Source organism: Pseudomonas sp. S5D5, from assembly GCF_003013355.1.
GTDB classification, from domain to species: Bacteria; Pseudomonadota; Gammaproteobacteria; order Pseudomonadales; family Pseudomonadaceae; genus Aquipseudomonas; species Aquipseudomonas aylmerensis.
This window is the reverse complement of sequence record NZ_PTEO01000001.1, coordinates 215,932-230,764: the sequence shown is the minus strand read 5'-3', so window position 1 is coordinate 230,764 and position 14,833 is coordinate 215,932. Positions and strand designations below refer to the sequence as shown.

Annotated in this window: 13 protein-coding genes; 5 read left to right on the top strand and 8 right to left on the bottom strand. The window is 61.2% G+C overall.

Features of this window, described 5'->3' with window-relative positions; genetic code table 11:
- Positions 1-2 precede the first annotated feature (2 nt).
- The gene (locus C9990_RS01050; protein WP_106802332.1) at positions 3-2,390 is read right to left on the bottom strand and encodes a TonB-dependent siderophore receptor; all 2,388 of its coding nucleotides are present in this window, start codon (positions 2,388-2,390) and stop codon (positions 3-5) included.
- Positions 2,391-2,719: 329 nt separating this feature from the next.
- On the opposite strand from C9990_RS01050, the gene C9990_RS01045 reads away from it, so the two are divergent.
- A complete protein-coding gene (locus C9990_RS01045) occupies positions 2,720-3,202 on the top strand; it encodes a sn-glycerol-3-phosphate transporter (RefSeq protein ID WP_106802331.1) in 483 nt (160 codons plus the stop codon).
- A gap of 324 nt (positions 3,203-3,526) precedes the next feature.
- Here the strand turns inward: C9990_RS01045 and C9990_RS01040 are convergent, their stop codons facing one another.
- The 5 genes from C9990_RS01040 to C9990_RS01020 form a co-directional block, all read right to left on the bottom strand.
- Entirely contained in the window at positions 3,527-4,495 is a 969-nt protein-coding gene (locus C9990_RS01040; protein ID WP_106802330.1) for a CDP-6-deoxy-delta-3,4-glucoseen reductase, read from the bottom strand.
- On the bottom strand, positions 4,495-5,961 hold the full coding sequence (gene ubiD / locus C9990_RS01035) for a 4-hydroxy-3-polyprenylbenzoate decarboxylase (protein WP_065902367.1): 1,467 nt from the start codon (positions 5,959-5,961) through the stop codon (positions 4,495-4,497). The genes C9990_RS01040 and ubiD overlap by 1 nt, the downstream gene beginning before the upstream one ends.
- Before the next feature lie 156 nt (positions 5,962-6,117).
- The gene (gene rho, locus C9990_RS01030; protein ID WP_003176825.1) at positions 6,118-7,377 is read right to left on the bottom strand and encodes a transcription termination factor Rho; all 1,260 of its coding nucleotides are present in this window, start codon (positions 7,375-7,377) and stop codon (positions 6,118-6,120) included.
- A gap of 234 nt (positions 7,378-7,611) precedes the next feature.
- Positions 7,612-7,941: a thioredoxin TrxA gene (gene trxA, locus C9990_RS01025; RefSeq protein ID WP_015886460.1), complete on the bottom strand. Its 330-nt coding sequence runs from the start codon at positions 7,939-7,941 to the stop codon at positions 7,612-7,614.
- A gap of 121 nt (positions 7,942-8,062) precedes the next feature.
- Positions 8,063-8,758 carry a FadR/GntR family transcriptional regulator gene (locus C9990_RS01020; RefSeq protein ID WP_065902368.1) on the bottom strand — a complete coding sequence of 232 codons (696 nt, stop codon included), beginning with the start codon at positions 8,756-8,758 and terminating at the stop codon, positions 8,063-8,065.
- A 255-nt stretch (positions 8,759-9,013) separates the two neighbouring features.
- On the opposite strand from C9990_RS01020, the gene C9990_RS01015 reads away from it, so the two are divergent.
- Genes C9990_RS01015 through C9990_RS01000 form a run of 4 tightly spaced genes read left to right on the top strand, consistent with a single transcriptional unit; the run spans position 9,014 to position 11,853 of the window.
- Positions 9,014-9,799, top strand: coding sequence for a transporter substrate-binding domain-containing protein (locus C9990_RS01015; RefSeq protein ID WP_065902369.1), 786 nt, complete (start codon positions 9,014-9,016; stop codon positions 9,797-9,799).
- 14 nt (positions 9,800-9,813) lie between these two features.
- Entirely contained in the window at positions 9,814-10,482 is a 669-nt protein-coding gene (locus tag C9990_RS01010) for an amino acid ABC transporter permease (RefSeq protein WP_017736949.1), read from the top strand.
- Positions 10,479-11,129 carry an amino acid ABC transporter permease gene (locus C9990_RS01005; protein WP_065902373.1) on the top strand — a complete coding sequence of 217 codons (651 nt, stop codon included), beginning with the start codon at positions 10,479-10,481 and terminating at the stop codon, positions 11,127-11,129. The genes C9990_RS01010 and C9990_RS01005 overlap by 4 nt, the downstream gene beginning before the upstream one ends.
- Positions 11,116-11,853: an amino acid ABC transporter ATP-binding protein gene (locus tag C9990_RS01000; protein WP_065938032.1), complete on the top strand. Its 738-nt coding sequence runs from the start codon at positions 11,116-11,118 to the stop codon at positions 11,851-11,853. Before C9990_RS01005 ends, C9990_RS01000 begins: the two co-directional genes overlap by 14 nt.
- Here the strand turns inward: C9990_RS01000 and C9990_RS00995 are convergent.
- Entirely contained in the window at positions 11,825-12,358 is a 534-nt protein-coding gene (locus C9990_RS00995; RefSeq protein WP_106802329.1) for a hypothetical protein, read from the bottom strand. The genes C9990_RS01000 and C9990_RS00995 overlap by 29 nt on opposite strands.
- A complete protein-coding gene (locus C9990_RS00990) occupies positions 12,348-14,786 on the bottom strand; it encodes a fimbria/pilus outer membrane usher protein (protein ID WP_106805597.1) in 2,439 nt (812 codons plus the stop codon). Before C9990_RS00990 ends, C9990_RS00995 begins: the two co-directional genes overlap by 11 nt.
- Between the last annotated feature and the right edge of the window lie 47 nt (positions 14,787-14,833).

Sequence of the window (14,833 nt, the reverse complement as noted above, 5' to 3'; positions counted from 1 at the left end):
TGTTACCAGTTGTAAGCAACTTTACCGTAATAAAACGCGCCGCTGTAACCGTACGGCGAAAAAGTGCTATAGGCGAGATTGCCACCACTGCTGGCGAAGGCGTTGACCTTTTCCGGGTATTTATCGGTGACGTTGTCGCCGCCCAGGGTGAACGTCCAGTTCTTCAGCTTGTAGTCCGCTGACAAATCCAGCACCCAGGCGGCCTTGAAGGTCTGGTCGTTGACCTTGTCCGCCTGGTAGCTGGTGAATTCACCATAGCGCACCAGGTTGCTGTGCAAAGCCCAATTTCCGAAGGTGAAGTCGTTACCCAGGCTCAGCTTGTGCTGCGGCGTGGTATCGCCGAGCAAACCGATGCGCTCGCGACGGTCCACACGCAGCAGGTTCACGCCCAGGCTGTCGAGAATCGCCGGGTTGGCCTTCACGTCCGTCACCTTGGTGTGGTTGTAGTTGTAGCCTACGGTGCTGTTCCAGCGGATACCGTTATCGAACTGGTAGCGATAGTTGGCTACCAGGTCGACGCCATCGGTGCTGGTGTTGGTGGCATTGGTGAAATAGCGGGCACTGGTGTAGTTGATGTTGCCGACGCCATTGGCTTGCAGGTAGGCAATGGCCGCCGGGTTGAGGTTGAGGTTCGACGACAGGCTGATGCGATCGCGGATGTCGATGCGGTAGACATCGAGCGTCACGGTCAGGTCATCGGCGGGCTCCAGCACCAGGCCGAGGCTGTAGTTGCGCGATTTCTCGGCCTTGAGGTCTTCAGCGCCGAGCAGGCGGGCGACCTGGCTGTTGGCGGGAAAGGTACCCGCTTCCTGGATAGTGCTGCCGATCAACTGCGACGAGGTGTAGGCAAAGTTCTGCTGGGCCAGGGACGGCGCGCGAAAGCCATTCGAGACACTGCCCCGCAAGGCCACCTGCGGCGTGAAGTCATAACGCGCCGACAACGAGCCGCTGACATTGGAGCCGAAGTCGCTGTAGTCCTCATGGCGCACGGCCGCAGAAGCGCTGAGTTTCTCGGTGAAATTGGTTTCCAGGTCCAGGTACTGGGCCCAGTTATGCCGCGAGCTGGTGCCGGCATCGGCATCGCGGAATCCACCCAGGCCGGAGCTGCCGGTCTGGTAGTAGGACGCCGGCTCACCCGCCTCGATCTCGTAGCCCTGGTGCAGGTATTCGCCGCCGAACGCTACCGAAACCGGATACGGCAGCCAGCCCACATCGAACTCACGGGACAGGTCCAGGCTGACTTGTTTCTGATCGTTGCTCAGCGTGCCGTTATCGAACTTGCGCGGCGTGGCCAGGCCCAGGGAGGTGTTGATGGTTTCGGTGCTCAGCTCGTATTGGTTCTTGCCATAGTTGGCCGACAAATCGTAATGCCAGTCATAGGCCAGCAGGCCGCGCAGGCCTACCACCAGCGAGGTGTCCTCCAGGTTGCCCTTGATCAGCGGCAGGTAGCCGTTGGGGTTGAGCGCCGGAATGTTGTTGGAGGCATTGCTCGCCCGATAGAACGCCGCCGTCTCGCCCCGCCGCTTGCTATAGCCACCGAAGGTGTAGAACTCCAGCCCATCGTTGAACGAATACTCGGAGTTGAACGCCAGCTTGCCTTCATTGGTGGCCGGTTCACCCTGGCGAAACACCTGCTGGCCGTAGGTGGTAGAGCCTACGCTGGCGGGTCGGAAGTCTTTACCGGCGCGGTTGGTGTAATCGTTGTCCGCCCCCTCGGCCGAGAGGTTGATGAAACCGTTGTCCCCTACTGCCAGGCCGGTGTTGCCGCTGATATTGCGCTGGATACCATCGCCTTTCTTGTACTCGCCAAACTTGCTGGAGATCGAGCCGCCATGGTCGGCGTGCTTGAGGATCACGTTGATCACCCCGGCAATGGCATCGGAGCCATAGCGCGCGGAAGCGCCGTCGCGCAGCACTTCAATGTGGTCCACCGCCGACAGCGGGATCGCATTGAGGTCTGCCGGTGCCGAACCACGGCCTACCGCCCCGCCCAGGTTGACGAACGCGCTGGTGTGGCGGCGCTTGCCGTTGACCAGCACGAGCACCTGGTCCGGCGACAACCCGCGCAACTGCGCCGGGCGAACCAGCTCGGCGCCGTCCACCAGGCTTGGGCGCGGGAAGTTGATCGACGGAATCAGCCGCGCCAACACTGCCCCCAGCTCATCGGAGCCGGTACTGCGCAAGCTATCGCCGGAAATCACATCGATAGGCGACAGCGACGCACTGGCCGTGCGCTCCTGGGCGCGGGTACCGGTAACGATGACGGTGTCGAGTTTGGGTGCATCGGCGGCGGGCGTTTGCGCCGCCAGGACTGGATTGAATCCCACAGCGGTCAGCAAATTGGCCGACAAAATCGCTGTGTACAACGCGTGTTTCTTGTAGCTCCCCATACCGCTCCCCTAAATCAAAATTCAGAACGTCAGTGTCCTGAGTTCGTACGATCGATCCGGCTGGCGGGCGGTAGCGGTCAGTTGTTGGTCATTGGAAGAAAAAATCGGTAGTCCGTTGAGATATAGCTTAAAGATATTTATGTAACAAATTAAATACCTTTAAGGAATAAGCGAATGCATAAGCACGGCGCCCCACTCGTCAGGATTGAGGGTGGCAATCCCGTTACTTTCAGCCCGGGTTCAGCCTTGGGAATGCTCCTGCCGTCAAAATAGCGCGCACATCACGACCCACCTAGCCGCCGATCAAACCGACTATCGAGGTCGCACCCATGAAGACATTTCGACTGCCTGGCCTGTTGTTTCTCGCCCAGGCCACCACTGCGCTGGCCGGAGAGACACCGCCGGCCAACGACGACAAAGGTTTCTGGTACGCGCAGACCAGTGTCTATACCCGACACTTTGCGCCCGACCCGGACCACAACAACCACCAGGACCTGATCGGCCTGGAACGCAATAAGGCGTCAGGCTTTGTGTATGGCGGGGCGACATTTCGCAATTCGTTCCGCCAGCGTTCCTACTACGCCTACGCGGGCAAGCGCTATGACATGTCGGACTATCCGGTGTACTTGAAGCTGACAGGCGGGGCGATCCAGGGTTATCGCGGCGAGTACCGCGACAAGATCCCCTTGAACCGTTTCGGCGTGGCACCGGTGATCATTCCGTCGGTAGGCACCCATTACGGGCCGGTGGCGGCAGAGTTTGTACTGTTGGGGTTCAATGCGGCGATGGTGACGACTGGCGTGCGCTTCTGAAGCTGACACGGTGCGAGCCAATGTGGGAGCGGGCTTGCGATTGCGGTATGCCAGTCAGCAGATATTGCGCTGACCCACCGCTATCGCAGGCAAGCCAGCTCCCACATTTGGACTGTATTTCAAGGTTGGAACCGAGTTGTATCGACCGCTCAAATGCCGGTGCAGCACCCCGGCCCTCCAGCCCGAACAGCGATCAAAACTGTGGGAGCGGGCTTGCTCGCGAAAGCGGTGTATCAGTCGCTGAAGAGGGCGGCTGATCTGGCGCCTTCGCGAGCAAGCCAGCTCCCGCAATTGATCGGCAAATACCCGTGATGTTTGCTCGGCTCAGGGCCGAGGCGCGTAGGCGAACACATCGGCGCGCATCTGGTGTGCATCCATGCCGGCGTCGACCAGCGCGTCCAGGGTGCCGTAGATCATCGCCGGTGAGCCGCTGGCGTAGACATGCACCGTCTTGAGGTCGGCAATGTCTTCGCACACGGCTTCATGCAGCAGGCCGCAGCGCCCTTCCCAGCCGCACAGGTCGCTGACAACCTTGTGCAGGAACAGGTTGGGCAGTTGCTGCCACTGGTCCCAATGCTCGATCTGGTAGAAATCTTCCGGTCGACGCACGCCCCAATACAGGTGCACCGGGTGCTTGAAGCCGGATGCGCGGCAGTGCTCGATCAGGCTGTGCATCTGCGCCATGCCAGTGCCGGCGGCGATTAACACCAGCGGCCCGTCCGGTAGCTCCGCCAGGTGGGTGTCACCGAACGGCAGTTCGATACGCGCCATCTGGTTGCGCTGCAGCTGCTCCAACAGGCTGCGCGCGCTGTCTTCGCGGACCAGCACATGCAGCTCCAGCTCGCGCCCGGCGTGAGGCGCCGACGCCAGGGAAAACGCCGACTTCTCACCGTTTTCCCGTTCGATCATCAGGTATTGCCCGGCGTGGTAACGCACGGCCTTGCCGGCCGGAGCCCGCAGGCGCACGCGCCACACATCGCCACCGACATCCACACACTCACTCAATTGGCACGACAACTTGCGCAACGGCAACTCTCCCGGCGCCAGCACGCCATCCCACAATACAATGCAATCTTCCAGCGGCTCCGCGATGCAGGTGTAGAACTCACCGTGGTCACGCACCTCACCGCCTTGTTGCACCCGGCCCTCAACCAGCAACGCGGCACACACATGGCACACCCCATTGCGGCATGCCTGGGGGCACTCATAGCCCAGGCGACGCGCGCCTTCGAGGATTCGCTCGCCGGGGACCAGCTCCAGCACCGCGCCGGAAGGTTGCAGGGTTACACGCATCAATCTATTCCCAATTCTTTCCAGATCGCATCGACACGCGCCGTCACGGCTTCATCCTTGACGATGACCCGACCCCACTCGCGGGTGGTTTCGCCCGGCCATTTATGCGTGGCATCCAGGCCCATCTTCGACCCCAGGCCCGACACCGGCGAGGCGAAGTCGAGGTAGTCGATCGGCGTGTTGTCGATCATCACCGTGTCGCGCTTGGGGTCCATGCGCGTGGTGATGGCCCAGATCACGTCGTTCCAGTCGCGGGCGTTGATGTCGTCGTCGGTGACGATAACGAACTTCGTGTACATGAACTGTCGCAAAAACGACCACACACCCAGCATGACGCGCTTGGCATGGCCCGGGTACGACTTCTTCATGGTCACGATGGCCATGCGGTACGAGCAGCCTTCGGGCGGCAGGTAGAAATCGGTGATCTCCGGGAATTGCTTCTGCAGGATCGGCACGAACACTTCGTTCAGCGCCACGCCGAGAATTGCCGGCTCATCCGGCGGACGGCCGGTGTAGGTGCTGTGGTAGATCGGCTTGATCCGATGGGTGATGCGCTCGACGGTGAACACCGGAAAGCTGTCGACTTCGTTGTAGTAGCCGGTGTGGTCGCCGTAAGGGCCCTCATCCGCCATCTCGCCAGGGTGAATCACACCTTCGAGGATGATTTCGGCGGTGGCCGGCACTTGCAGGTCGTTGCCGCGGCACTTCACCAGTTCGGTACGGTTACCGCGCAACAGGCCGGCGAAGGCGTACTCGGAAAGGCTGTCCGGCACCGGGGTGACGGCACCGAGGATGGTCGCCGGGTCGGCGCCGAGGGCCACGGACACCGGGAACGGCTTGCCGGGGTGCTTCTCGCACCACTCGCGGAAATCCAGGGCGCCGCCACGGTGGCTCAGCCAACGCATGATCACCTTGTTGCGGCCGATCACTTGCTGGCGATAGATGCCGAGGTTCTGGCGGTCCTTGTTCGGGCCCTTGGTGACGGTCAGGCCCCAGGTGATCAGCGGGCCGACATCGCCGGGCCAGCAGGTTTGCACGGGGAGCATGGCAAGGTCGACGTCATCGCCTTCTATGACCACTTCCTGGCACACCGCGTCCTTGACCACCTTGGGCGCCATGGCAATGATCTTGCGGAAGATCGGCAGCTTCGACCAGGCATCCTTGAGGCCCTTGGGTGGCTCAGGCTCCTTGAGGAACGCCAGCAGCTTGCCGATCTCGCGCAGTTCGCTGACCGACTCGGCGCCCATGCCAAACGCCACGCGCTCGGGGGTGCCGAACAGGTTGCCGAGCACCGGGATATCGAAACCGGTCGGCTTCTCGAACAGCAGCGCCGGGCCCTTGTTGCGCAGGGTACGGTCGCAAATCTCAGTCATTTCCAGCACCGGCGAAATCGGCATCTGGATACGTTTCAACTCTCCGCGCTGCTCAAGTTGCTGCACGAAATCCCGAAGATCCTTGAATTTCATTAACCATGCCACCCGTAAAATAGGCGTACATCCTACCTGCTCTGGCGGCGGCTGGCAGCTTATCGCGGTGCATTTGCGTGCCGAAGGTGCTTAAAAAACACACGAAAAAAAATGGCGCCCCTGGGGGCGCCATTTTTTCGGACCTGAAACGTCGTATTACTTACGCTTCATCGACAGGAAGAACTCGTCGTTGGTCTTGGTGGTTTTCAGCTTGTCGATCAGGAACTCGATGGCGGCGACTTCGTCCATCGGGTGCAGCAGCTTGCGCAGGATCCACATGCGCTGCAGTTCGTCGTCGGCAGTCAGCAACTCTTCGCGGCGGGTGCCGGAGCGGTTGATGTTGATGGCCGGGAAGACGCGTTTTTCCGCGATGCGACGGTCCAGGGGCAGTTCCATGTTGCCGGTACCCTTGAACTCTTCGTAGATCACTTCGTCCATCTTCGAGCCGGTTTCAACCAGCGCGGTGGCGATGATGGTCAGCGAACCGCCTTCCTCGATGTTGCGCGCGGCGCCGAAGAAACGCTTCGGTTTCTCCAGGGCGTGGGCGTCGACACCACCGGTCAATACCTTGCCGGAGCTCGGGATCACGGTGTTGTAGGCACGGGCCAGACGGGTGATGGAGTCGAGCAGGATCACCACGTCCTTCTTGTGCTCGACCAGGCGCTTGGCCTTTTCGATCACCATTTCGGCAACCTGCACGTGGCGGGTTGGCGGCTCATCGAATGTGGAGGCAACCACTTCGCCGCGCACGGTGCGCTGCATTTCGGTCACTTCTTCCGGACGCTCATCGATCAGCAGCACGATCAGGTGAACTTCAGGATTGTTACGCGCGATGTTCGCGGCAATGTTCTGCAGCATGATGGTCTTGCCGGCTTTCGGCGGTGCCACGATCAGGCCACGCTGGCCCTTGCCGATCGGGGCGCACAGGTCGATCACACGACCGGTCAAGTCTTCGGTGGAACCGTTACCGGCTTCCATCTTCATGCGCACGGTCGGGAACAGCGGGGTCAAGTTCTCGAAGAGAATCTTGTTTTTCGCGTTCTCGGGGCGATCGAAGTTGATCGTGTCGACCTTGAGCAGGGCGAAATAACGCTCGCCTTCCTTCGGAGGGCGGATCTTGCCAACGATGGTGTCACCGGTGCGCAAGTTGAAGCGACGGATCTGGCTCGGCGAGACGTAGATATCGTCTGGGCCGGCGAGATAGGAGGCGTCTGCAGAGCGGAGGAAGCCGAAGCCGTCCTGGAGAATCTCCAGCACGCCATCACCGGAGATTTCCTCGCCGCTTTTCGCGTGCTTCTTGAGCAGGGAGAAAATCACGTCCTGCTTGCGCGAACGGGCCATATTTTCTATGCCCATTTCTTCGGCCAATTGGAGCAGGTCGGTAATCGGCTTTTGCTTGAGTTCAGTCAGATTCATATAGGAATGACGTAATCATTTATGGAGGGGGGAAATTAAGCTTTTGGCTTAATGAGGCCGCGCCGCAGAGAAGGCGACAGGATCGCGTACTAATCGAAAAGGAATGCGTCGGCGACGGCTTGCAGGGGGCAGTGGAGAAACCAGTGCGGGGCCGAATGTACCACCTGAGTTTCGGAGCGTCTAGCCCTGTTTCACGAAAAAGCCCCGCAATTTGCGGGGCTTTTTTGACGACGTTTAGATGTTCGCGTCGAGGAAAGCTTGCAGCTGGGACTTCGACAGCGCGCCGACCTTGGTGGCTTCGACGTTGCCGTTCTTGAACAGCATCAACGTAGGGATACCACGCACGCCATGCTTGGCCGGGGTTTCCTGGTTGTCGTCGATGTTCAGCTTGGCAATGGTCAACTTGCCTTCGTAGGTGGTTGCAATGTCGTCCAGGACCGGAGCGATCATTTTGCAAGGGCCACACCATTCAGCCCAGTAGTCAACCAGCACCGGGCCAGCAGCCTTGAGTACTTCGGCCTCAAAGGTCGCGTCGGTGACGTGCTTGATAAGATCGTTGCTCATGGATGTCTCCGGATTGTAAGCAAAAAAAACGTTGCCCATCATAGCCGCCCTTCCCCCGTTCAGGAAGCCGCCTCTGATTGAGTCTTCCTATGATGGCGCATGAGTTTGGGTATGGCCCGACTCAGGGCGTGACGGGCGTCACGAAGGCGATGCCAGTGCGCAATGCCGCATTGCGCACGTGTTCCTGCATGGTTTTTTGTGCCGCCGCACTGGCGCGACGGGCCAGGGCGCGCAGGATCCTGCGGTGCTCCTGCCAGGTCTCCATGGCCCGCTCCGGCCGGATGAACGGTAGTTTCTGGCTCTCCAGGAACACCTCGGCGCTGGCACTCAGGATGCTCACCATCGCCTGATTGCCGCTGGCCAGGAGGATGCGCTGGTGGAATTCGAAGTCCAGCCGGGCCGCCGCTTCAAAGTCACCGGCCTTGAGCACCTTGCGCATCGCCTCGACGTTATCTTCCAGGCTGTCCAGCTCATCGAGGGTCAAGGTCATCGCCGCCAACCCTGCCGCAAACCCCTCGAGGGCGTAGCGCAACTGGAAGATATCCAACGGCGTGGCCTGCGCCGCGAAGGGCCAGGCAAACCCCGGCGCCTCTTCTGCCGCCTGCACGAACACGCCCTTGCCTGGCTGCACGCTGACCACCCCCAGGGCACTGAGGGACGACAACGCTTCGCGCAATGACGCCCGACTCACCCCCAACTGCACCGCCAGGTCGCGCTGGGACGGCAGGGCGTCGCCCGGCCCGAAGCCTTGCTCCTTGATCAGTTTACGGATGGCCTGCAGGGCCGCTTCCGGTACGGCTTGGGCGATGGAATTCATAAAAAACTCAAGGTTCTCGTCATCAGAGCGGCTAGTTGTAAAGCTATTCGAAGGCCACGGCAAGCCACGCCCCAAAGGGGCTCGCGGGGTTTTACCGGCGCTCGAAAAAGGTGCGAAAAGCCATCTGACTGTTCAGACCAGTAAGACCACCAAACCTCAACAAATCCCGGCCCTTCAGACGATTCCGAGAGGGCTGGCATGGGCTGTGCACTGAGCAAAATCAGAAAATTCCTTCGCCCTTCTCGGAGAGTTGCCATGACCAAGCGCTACAGCGCCCTGCTCACTGCCCTGTTTGCCAGCCTGATGCTGAGCCAGGCACCCGCCCAGGCCAACGGTCTGGACGATATTGTCGCCCGTGGCACCCTCAAGGTCGCCGTGCCCCAGGACTTCCCGCCCTTCGGCTCGGTCGGCCCGGACATGAAGCCTCGCGGCCTGGACATCGACACCGCCAAGCTGCTGGCCGACCAGCTCAAGGTCAAGCTGGAACTGACCCCGGTCAACAGCACCAACCGCATTCCGTTCCTCACCACTGGCAAGGTCGACCTGGTGATTTCCAGCCTGGGTAAAAACCCCGAGCGCGAAAAGGTCATCGACTTCTCCCGGGCCTATGCACCGTTCTACCTCGCCGTATTCGGCCCGCCTGACGCGGCGATCAGCACCACCGACGACCTCAAGGGCAAGACCATCAGCGTGACCCGTGGCGCCATTGAAGACATCGAGCTGACCGCCGTGGCACCCAAAGAGGCCACGATCAAGCGCTTCGAAGACAACAACTCGACCATCGCCGCCTACTTGGCCGGCCAGGTCGACCTCATCGCCAGCGGCAACGTAGTGATGGTGGCGATCAGCGAGCGCAACCCGAAACGCGTGCCGGCGCTGAAAGTGAAACTCAAGGATTCGCCGGTGTACGTCGGCGTGAACAAGAACGAGCCGGCGTTGCTGGAGAAGGTCAACCAGATCCTGGTCGCGGCAAAAGCTGACGGCAGCCTGGAAAAGAATGCAATGCAATGGCTGAAAGAGCCACTGCCTGCCGATCTGTGAAGCGGAGCTGATTGATGGCCTATCAATTCGACTTTGTGCCGGTGCTGGCCAATACCGACCTGCTGTTGCGCGGCGCGCTGTTCACCCTTGAGCTGACCGCCATCGGCGCCATCCTGGGCGTAGCCCTGGGCACCGTCGGCGCGGTGGTGCGGGCGTGGAAGATCCAGCCGTTTGCGTGGTTCTTCGGGGTGTACGTCGAGTTGATCCGCAACACGCCGTTTCTGGTGCAGTTGTTTTTCATCTTCTTCGGCCTGCCGTCCCTGGGGCTGAAGATCACCGAATGGCAAGCCGCCGTGCTGGCGATGGTGATCAACCTGGGGGCCTACTCCACCGAGATCATCCGCGCCGGCATCCAGGCCATCCCCCGTGGGCAACTGGAAGCCGCTGCGGCGCTGGCAATGACGCGCTTCGAGGCGTTCCGCCATGTGGTGCTGCTGCCGGCGCTGGGCAAGGTGTGGCCGGCCCTGAGCAGCCAGATCATCATCGTGATGCTCGGTTCGGCGGTGTGTTCGCAGATCGCCACCGAGGAGTTGAGCTTTGCCGCCAACTTTATCCAGTCGCGCAATTTCCGTGCGTTCGAAACCTATGCCCTGACCACCCTGGTGTACCTGTGCATGGCGCTGATGATTCGCCAGTTGCTGAACTGGATCGGCCGCCGGTTTGTGATGAGGAACAGCCGATGAGTGATTTCTCCTTCTGGGACATCGTGCGCAACCTGGCCATCGGCTTGCAGTGGACGTTGCTGCTGTCGCTGGTGGCGTTTATCGGCGGCGGCGTGATCGGCTTGTTGGTGATGACGATGCGCATCAGCCGCAAAGCCTTCCCGCGCAATGTCGCCCGCACCTACATTGAACTGTTCCAGGGCACGCCGCTGTTGATGCAGCTGTTCCTGGTGTTTTTTGGCATTGCCCTGCTCGGGGTGGATATTTCGCCTTGGCTGGCAGCCGCGATTGCCCTGACGCTGTTTACCAGCGCCTACCTCGCCGAAATCTGGCGCGGCTGCGTCGACTCCATCGCCCACGGGCAATGGGAAGCCTCGGCCAGCCTGGCGTTGAACCCGCTGGAGCAACTGCGCTACGTGATCCTGCCCCAAGCCCTGCGGATTGCCGTGGCGCCGACCGTGGGTTTCTCGGTGCAAGTCATCAAGGGCACCGCGGTGACCTCGATCATTGGCTTCACCGAGCTGACCAAGACCGGCGGCATGCTCGCCAACGCCACCTTCGAACCGTTCATGGTCTACGGCCTGGTCGCCCTCGGTTACTTCCTGCTCTGCTACCCCTTGTCCCTCAGTGCCCGCTACCTGGAAAGGAGACTGCATGCCTCTGCTTAGAATTTCCGCCCTGCATAAGTATTACGGCGATCACCATGTACTCAAGGGCATCGACCTGACCGTCGAAGAAGGCCAGGTGGTGGCGATCATCGGCCGCAGCGGCTCGGGCAAGTCCACCTTGCTGCGCACACTCAATGGCCTGGAATCCATCAACGACGGCGTGATCGAAGTCGATGGCGAGTACCTCGATGCCGCCCGTGCCGATCTGCGCAGCCTGCGACAGAAAGTCGGGATGGTGTTCCAACAGTTCAACCTGTTTCCGCACCTGACGGTCGGCGAAAACGTAATGCTCGCGCCGCAGGTGGTGCAGAAAGTGCCGAAAGCCAAGGCGGCCCAACTGGCCCGGCAGATGCTGGAGCGCGTCGGGCTGGGCGAGAAATTCGATGCCTTCCCCGATCGCCTGTCCGGCGGCCAGCAACAGCGGGTCGCTATCGCCCGCGCCCTGGCCATGTCGCCCAAGGTACTGCTGTGCGATGAAATCACCTCGGCCCTCGATCCGGAGTTGGTCAATGAAGTGCTCAGCGTGGTACGCCAACTGGCCAAGGACGGCATGACCCTGATCATGGTGACCCACGAGATGCGCTTCGCCCGGGAAGTGGGCGACAAACTGGTGTTCATGCACCAGGGCAAGGTGCATGAAGTGGGCGACCCCAAAGTGCTGTTCGCCAACCCGCAAACCCCTGAGTTCGCCAACTTCATCGGCTCAGTGGAGCAGCCGGACTGACCAGTTCGAAATGGCCCTGCCCCTCCAGCACTGTCTGGCTGCGTACCTGCAGGGCGCTGGTGGGCAGGTCGGTATCGATTTCGACCTGAGCCGTCAGTCGCTTGCCGGCCGCCTGAGCCACCAGGACCTGGCCTGGCAACAACTGCCCGTCGGCGGTCTCACCAGGCCGATGTGCCAGCGTCCACTCGACGACGCGCCCATCCACCTGGGCCTGCATGAGAGCCAGGCGAAAGCGCCCCTGCCGGCCAAACAAATACCCTTGCCCGTCTGCTGCGCCGGTAAATCTCACGCCGATAGCCGAGGGCTCCACACACAGCACATTGAGCTGCACCCTGCGCTTACCGAGGGCGAGCAAGGGGCTTTCGGCACGCGACTCGTTGCGGATGACGCCATAGTCGATACGCGGCTGGCTGACGGACAGCCGGCAGTTTTCAGCCTGTACACCCTCAGTGATCAACACCGTACAGAACAGGGCAAGACACTTGGTCTTTAACTTAAAGGACATGGCACACCGCCGAGGTTGTCTCATAGAACTTGTCATTGTCGGCCTCGACCTCGGGAACAACGTTGAGCCGGCAAGAGGATGAGTCCGGCAGTGCAACCCTGAGGTCTTGCGAGTCATTGACGTCATTCAGGAAGATCATGCCGTCACCCACCACACTGGTCAGGAAGCGCTTGTTTTTGTCGAACACCGCAGCGCCCTGTGGCAGCGCTTGGCCTTGCTCATCAGTGGCGGTGAGCAGTACACGGCGCACGCTCACCACATCGAATGCCACGGTATTAACCGACCCTCGCCCGGCGGCCAGCACTTGGGTGCCGTTTTTCAGGTCAACGCGTTTTGGCAGGGACTGGGTCTGCACTTCAATACGGCTGTCGGTATAGGCGGGCAAGCCCGGGATCACGGCCTGTCCGCTGAAGTCCGTCCATACCGGGCCGTACGGGGTGTCGAGTTTCGCAGCGCCGATGTTGCCCACCGATGCAATGCCAAATGTGTCCTGCACCGCATACGGCGAGAAGGTCACCCCGCCGGCGTGCGCCACCACCCCACCCTGTAACTGCCCGTTGTAAAGAGTGCCCAGCGGGTCCTGGCTGACGCCCAGGCCGACCCGCGTGTAACGTGGCATCAACTCCACATGGCCGCGCATCGACTGCTCGCGGGCACTGAGGTCACGCTCGACGCCCACCTCGTAATTGACGTAATCATTGACCCGCTCACTGAGCGCAGTGCCGGCACGGGATTGATCACCACGCCGACTGATATAGCTGTTCACGCGACGGTCACTGCCCAGCGGCACGCTGACCTGCAGCCGCACGGACAGATCATTGTCCAGGGCCGCATCGCGACGATTGTCATCGCGTGTGCCGTCACGGCGTGACTGACGGCCGCCCACCTGTGAGTCGGCCACCAACGCGACATCGGCGTGCCGGAACGATTTATTCCACGACGCAAACACATGGTCGGCCGATTGCCCATCAAACTGGGCACTACGGGTATAACCCAGGGAAAATGCTCCCAGGGTGGTGTCGACCCAGCTCACACCTGCCGTGTACTGATTTTTGAAACGCGCATCCAGGTCATCGGCCCTGGCTGAGCGGCCCGCTTCATGGACTTCGCGATAGCCACGGGTCTGCGTGGTCGCGCTGAGGTTGACGTCCACACTGGGGTAGACCGGGCTGCTCACCGATACGCTGCTGCGAGCCCCGGATACCGCGTCACGGCTATCACGAGACACGTTATGGCGAGCCCCCACGGAAACCCGCTGGAACAGCACACTGCCCAGGGTGCCACCTGCCGACCAATACTCGTCGGTGCTCAACAGGCCAAGGCCGGCGGACGAATCGCGTCCCAGGCCCCACGTGCCGCTGCCCATGGCGACCACCGGCGTGGGGCCTTGTTCATGTGCATTCTTGCGCACCTTGCCCAGCGATAAATAATACCCAGGTGCCGCCGGCGTACTCCCTGCGAACGACGCCGCCGGCACCACGAAACTGCGCTTGGCGCCCCGCACATCGATGACACTGACCTCCAGGTCGCTGGTGCTGTTGAGCAACGGCAAACCGGTCAGCCGAAAGGGGCCTTCGGGCACCAGCGTGCTGTGAATCAACACGCCGGACTGGCGCACCTCAATACGCGACTGGCTTTGGGCCAAGCCCTCGACCACGGCGTTGTTACTGCCGGCCGGCGCTCGCGATTGCCCATCGGGAGAAAACTGCACGCCGGATAACTGCAGGCCACCAAACAGCGGGTTGTTGCTGGAGAGTTGTCCCACCTGGAAGGTCGATTGCAACGCACTCAGGTCCCGCTGGGCGTAGGCGTACAGGTGCTCGTTGCGGGCTACACCGTTGTCGGATACATAGAATTGGCGGCTGCGAACAATCCAGTCGCCGAGGTTGAAGCCGGCCTCGGTATAGGCCGAAACGAAGCGATTGGGCCCACTGTCCGAATAGCTGTTGAACCCCTGTACGTCATAGTTGAATAACGCCGCCGCACCACCCCGGGCAAATTGCCCCGCCTCCCATTGCGGCTCACGCAGTGATCCGGTGGGCACCACCAACGCGATCTCCTCGTTGCCGGGGCGCAGGCGCACCATCGTCGTCGGGAACGCGCCAAGGAAGTCATGGCAAGCCTGGTCCGCGGTCGCGCCTTTGTGAAGCACGCGGCCAGGCTCGATCAACCCGGCTTTTTCCAGCAGCCCCTTGGTAAAACACAATTGCCCCTGGGCGTCGAACCGAGCATCCACCAACCCCAGCGGATTGCCATTGACCTGCAGCCCCACCACCTGCACGCCCTCGCGAAAGCGCGCGGCACTGCGAAAGTAGTCGGAGACCTTCGGGTCGATACCGTGGGTGGTGAGTGCCGCGAGGTCGAACCCCTCCCCCAACTCCAGCGCCGGGGCGAAGCCGGGCAGCCCCCATAGCGTCGCCATCCCCATCAATAGCGTGGGTCGGCGCGGCCACACAAAAAAGGCCACACGCCTGT

Bases quoted from the DNA above. Each gene is read 5' to 3' on its own strand.
- C9990_RS01020 (WP_065902368.1), bottom strand. From the start codon at position 8,758: ATGAATTCCATCGCCCAAGCCGTACCGGAAGCGGCCCTGCAGGCCATC.
- C9990_RS01045 (WP_106802331.1), top strand. From the start codon at position 2,720: ATGAAGACATTTCGACTGCCTGGCCTGTTGTTTCTCGCCCAGGCCACC.
- ubiD (WP_065902367.1), bottom strand. From the start codon at position 5,961: ATGAAATTCAAGGATCTTCGGGATTTCGTGCAGCAACTTGAGCAGCGC.
- C9990_RS01015 (WP_065902369.1), top strand. From the start codon at position 9,014: ATGACCAAGCGCTACAGCGCCCTGCTCACTGCCCTGTTTGCCAGCCTG.
- C9990_RS01000 (WP_065938032.1), top strand. From the start codon at position 11,116: ATGCCTCTGCTTAGAATTTCCGCCCTGCATAAGTATTACGGCGATCAC.
- C9990_RS01040 (WP_106802330.1), bottom strand. From the start codon at position 4,495: ATGCGTGTAACCCTGCAACCTTCCGGCGCGGTGCTGGAGCTGGTCCCC.
- rho (WP_003176825.1), bottom strand. From the start codon at position 7,377: ATGAATCTGACTGAACTCAAGCAAAAGCCGATTACCGACCTGCTCCAA.
- C9990_RS00995 (WP_106802329.1), bottom strand. From the start codon at position 12,358: ATGTCCTTTAAGTTAAAGACCAAGTGTCTTGCCCTGTTCTGTACGGTG.
- trxA (WP_015886460.1), bottom strand. From the start codon at position 7,941: ATGAGCAACGATCTTATCAAGCACGTCACCGACGCGACCTTTGAGGCC.
- C9990_RS01005 (WP_065902373.1), top strand. From the start codon at position 10,479: ATGAGTGATTTCTCCTTCTGGGACATCGTGCGCAACCTGGCCATCGGC.
- C9990_RS01050 (WP_106802332.1), bottom strand. From the start codon at position 2,390: ATGGGGAGCTACAAGAAACACGCGTTGTACACAGCGATTTTGTCGGCC.
- C9990_RS00990 (WP_106805597.1), bottom strand. From the start codon at position 14,786: ATGGGGATGGCGACGCTATGGGGGCTGCCCGGCTTCGCCCCGGCGCTG.
- C9990_RS01010 (WP_017736949.1), top strand. From the start codon at position 9,814: ATGGCCTATCAATTCGACTTTGTGCCGGTGCTGGCCAATACCGACCTG.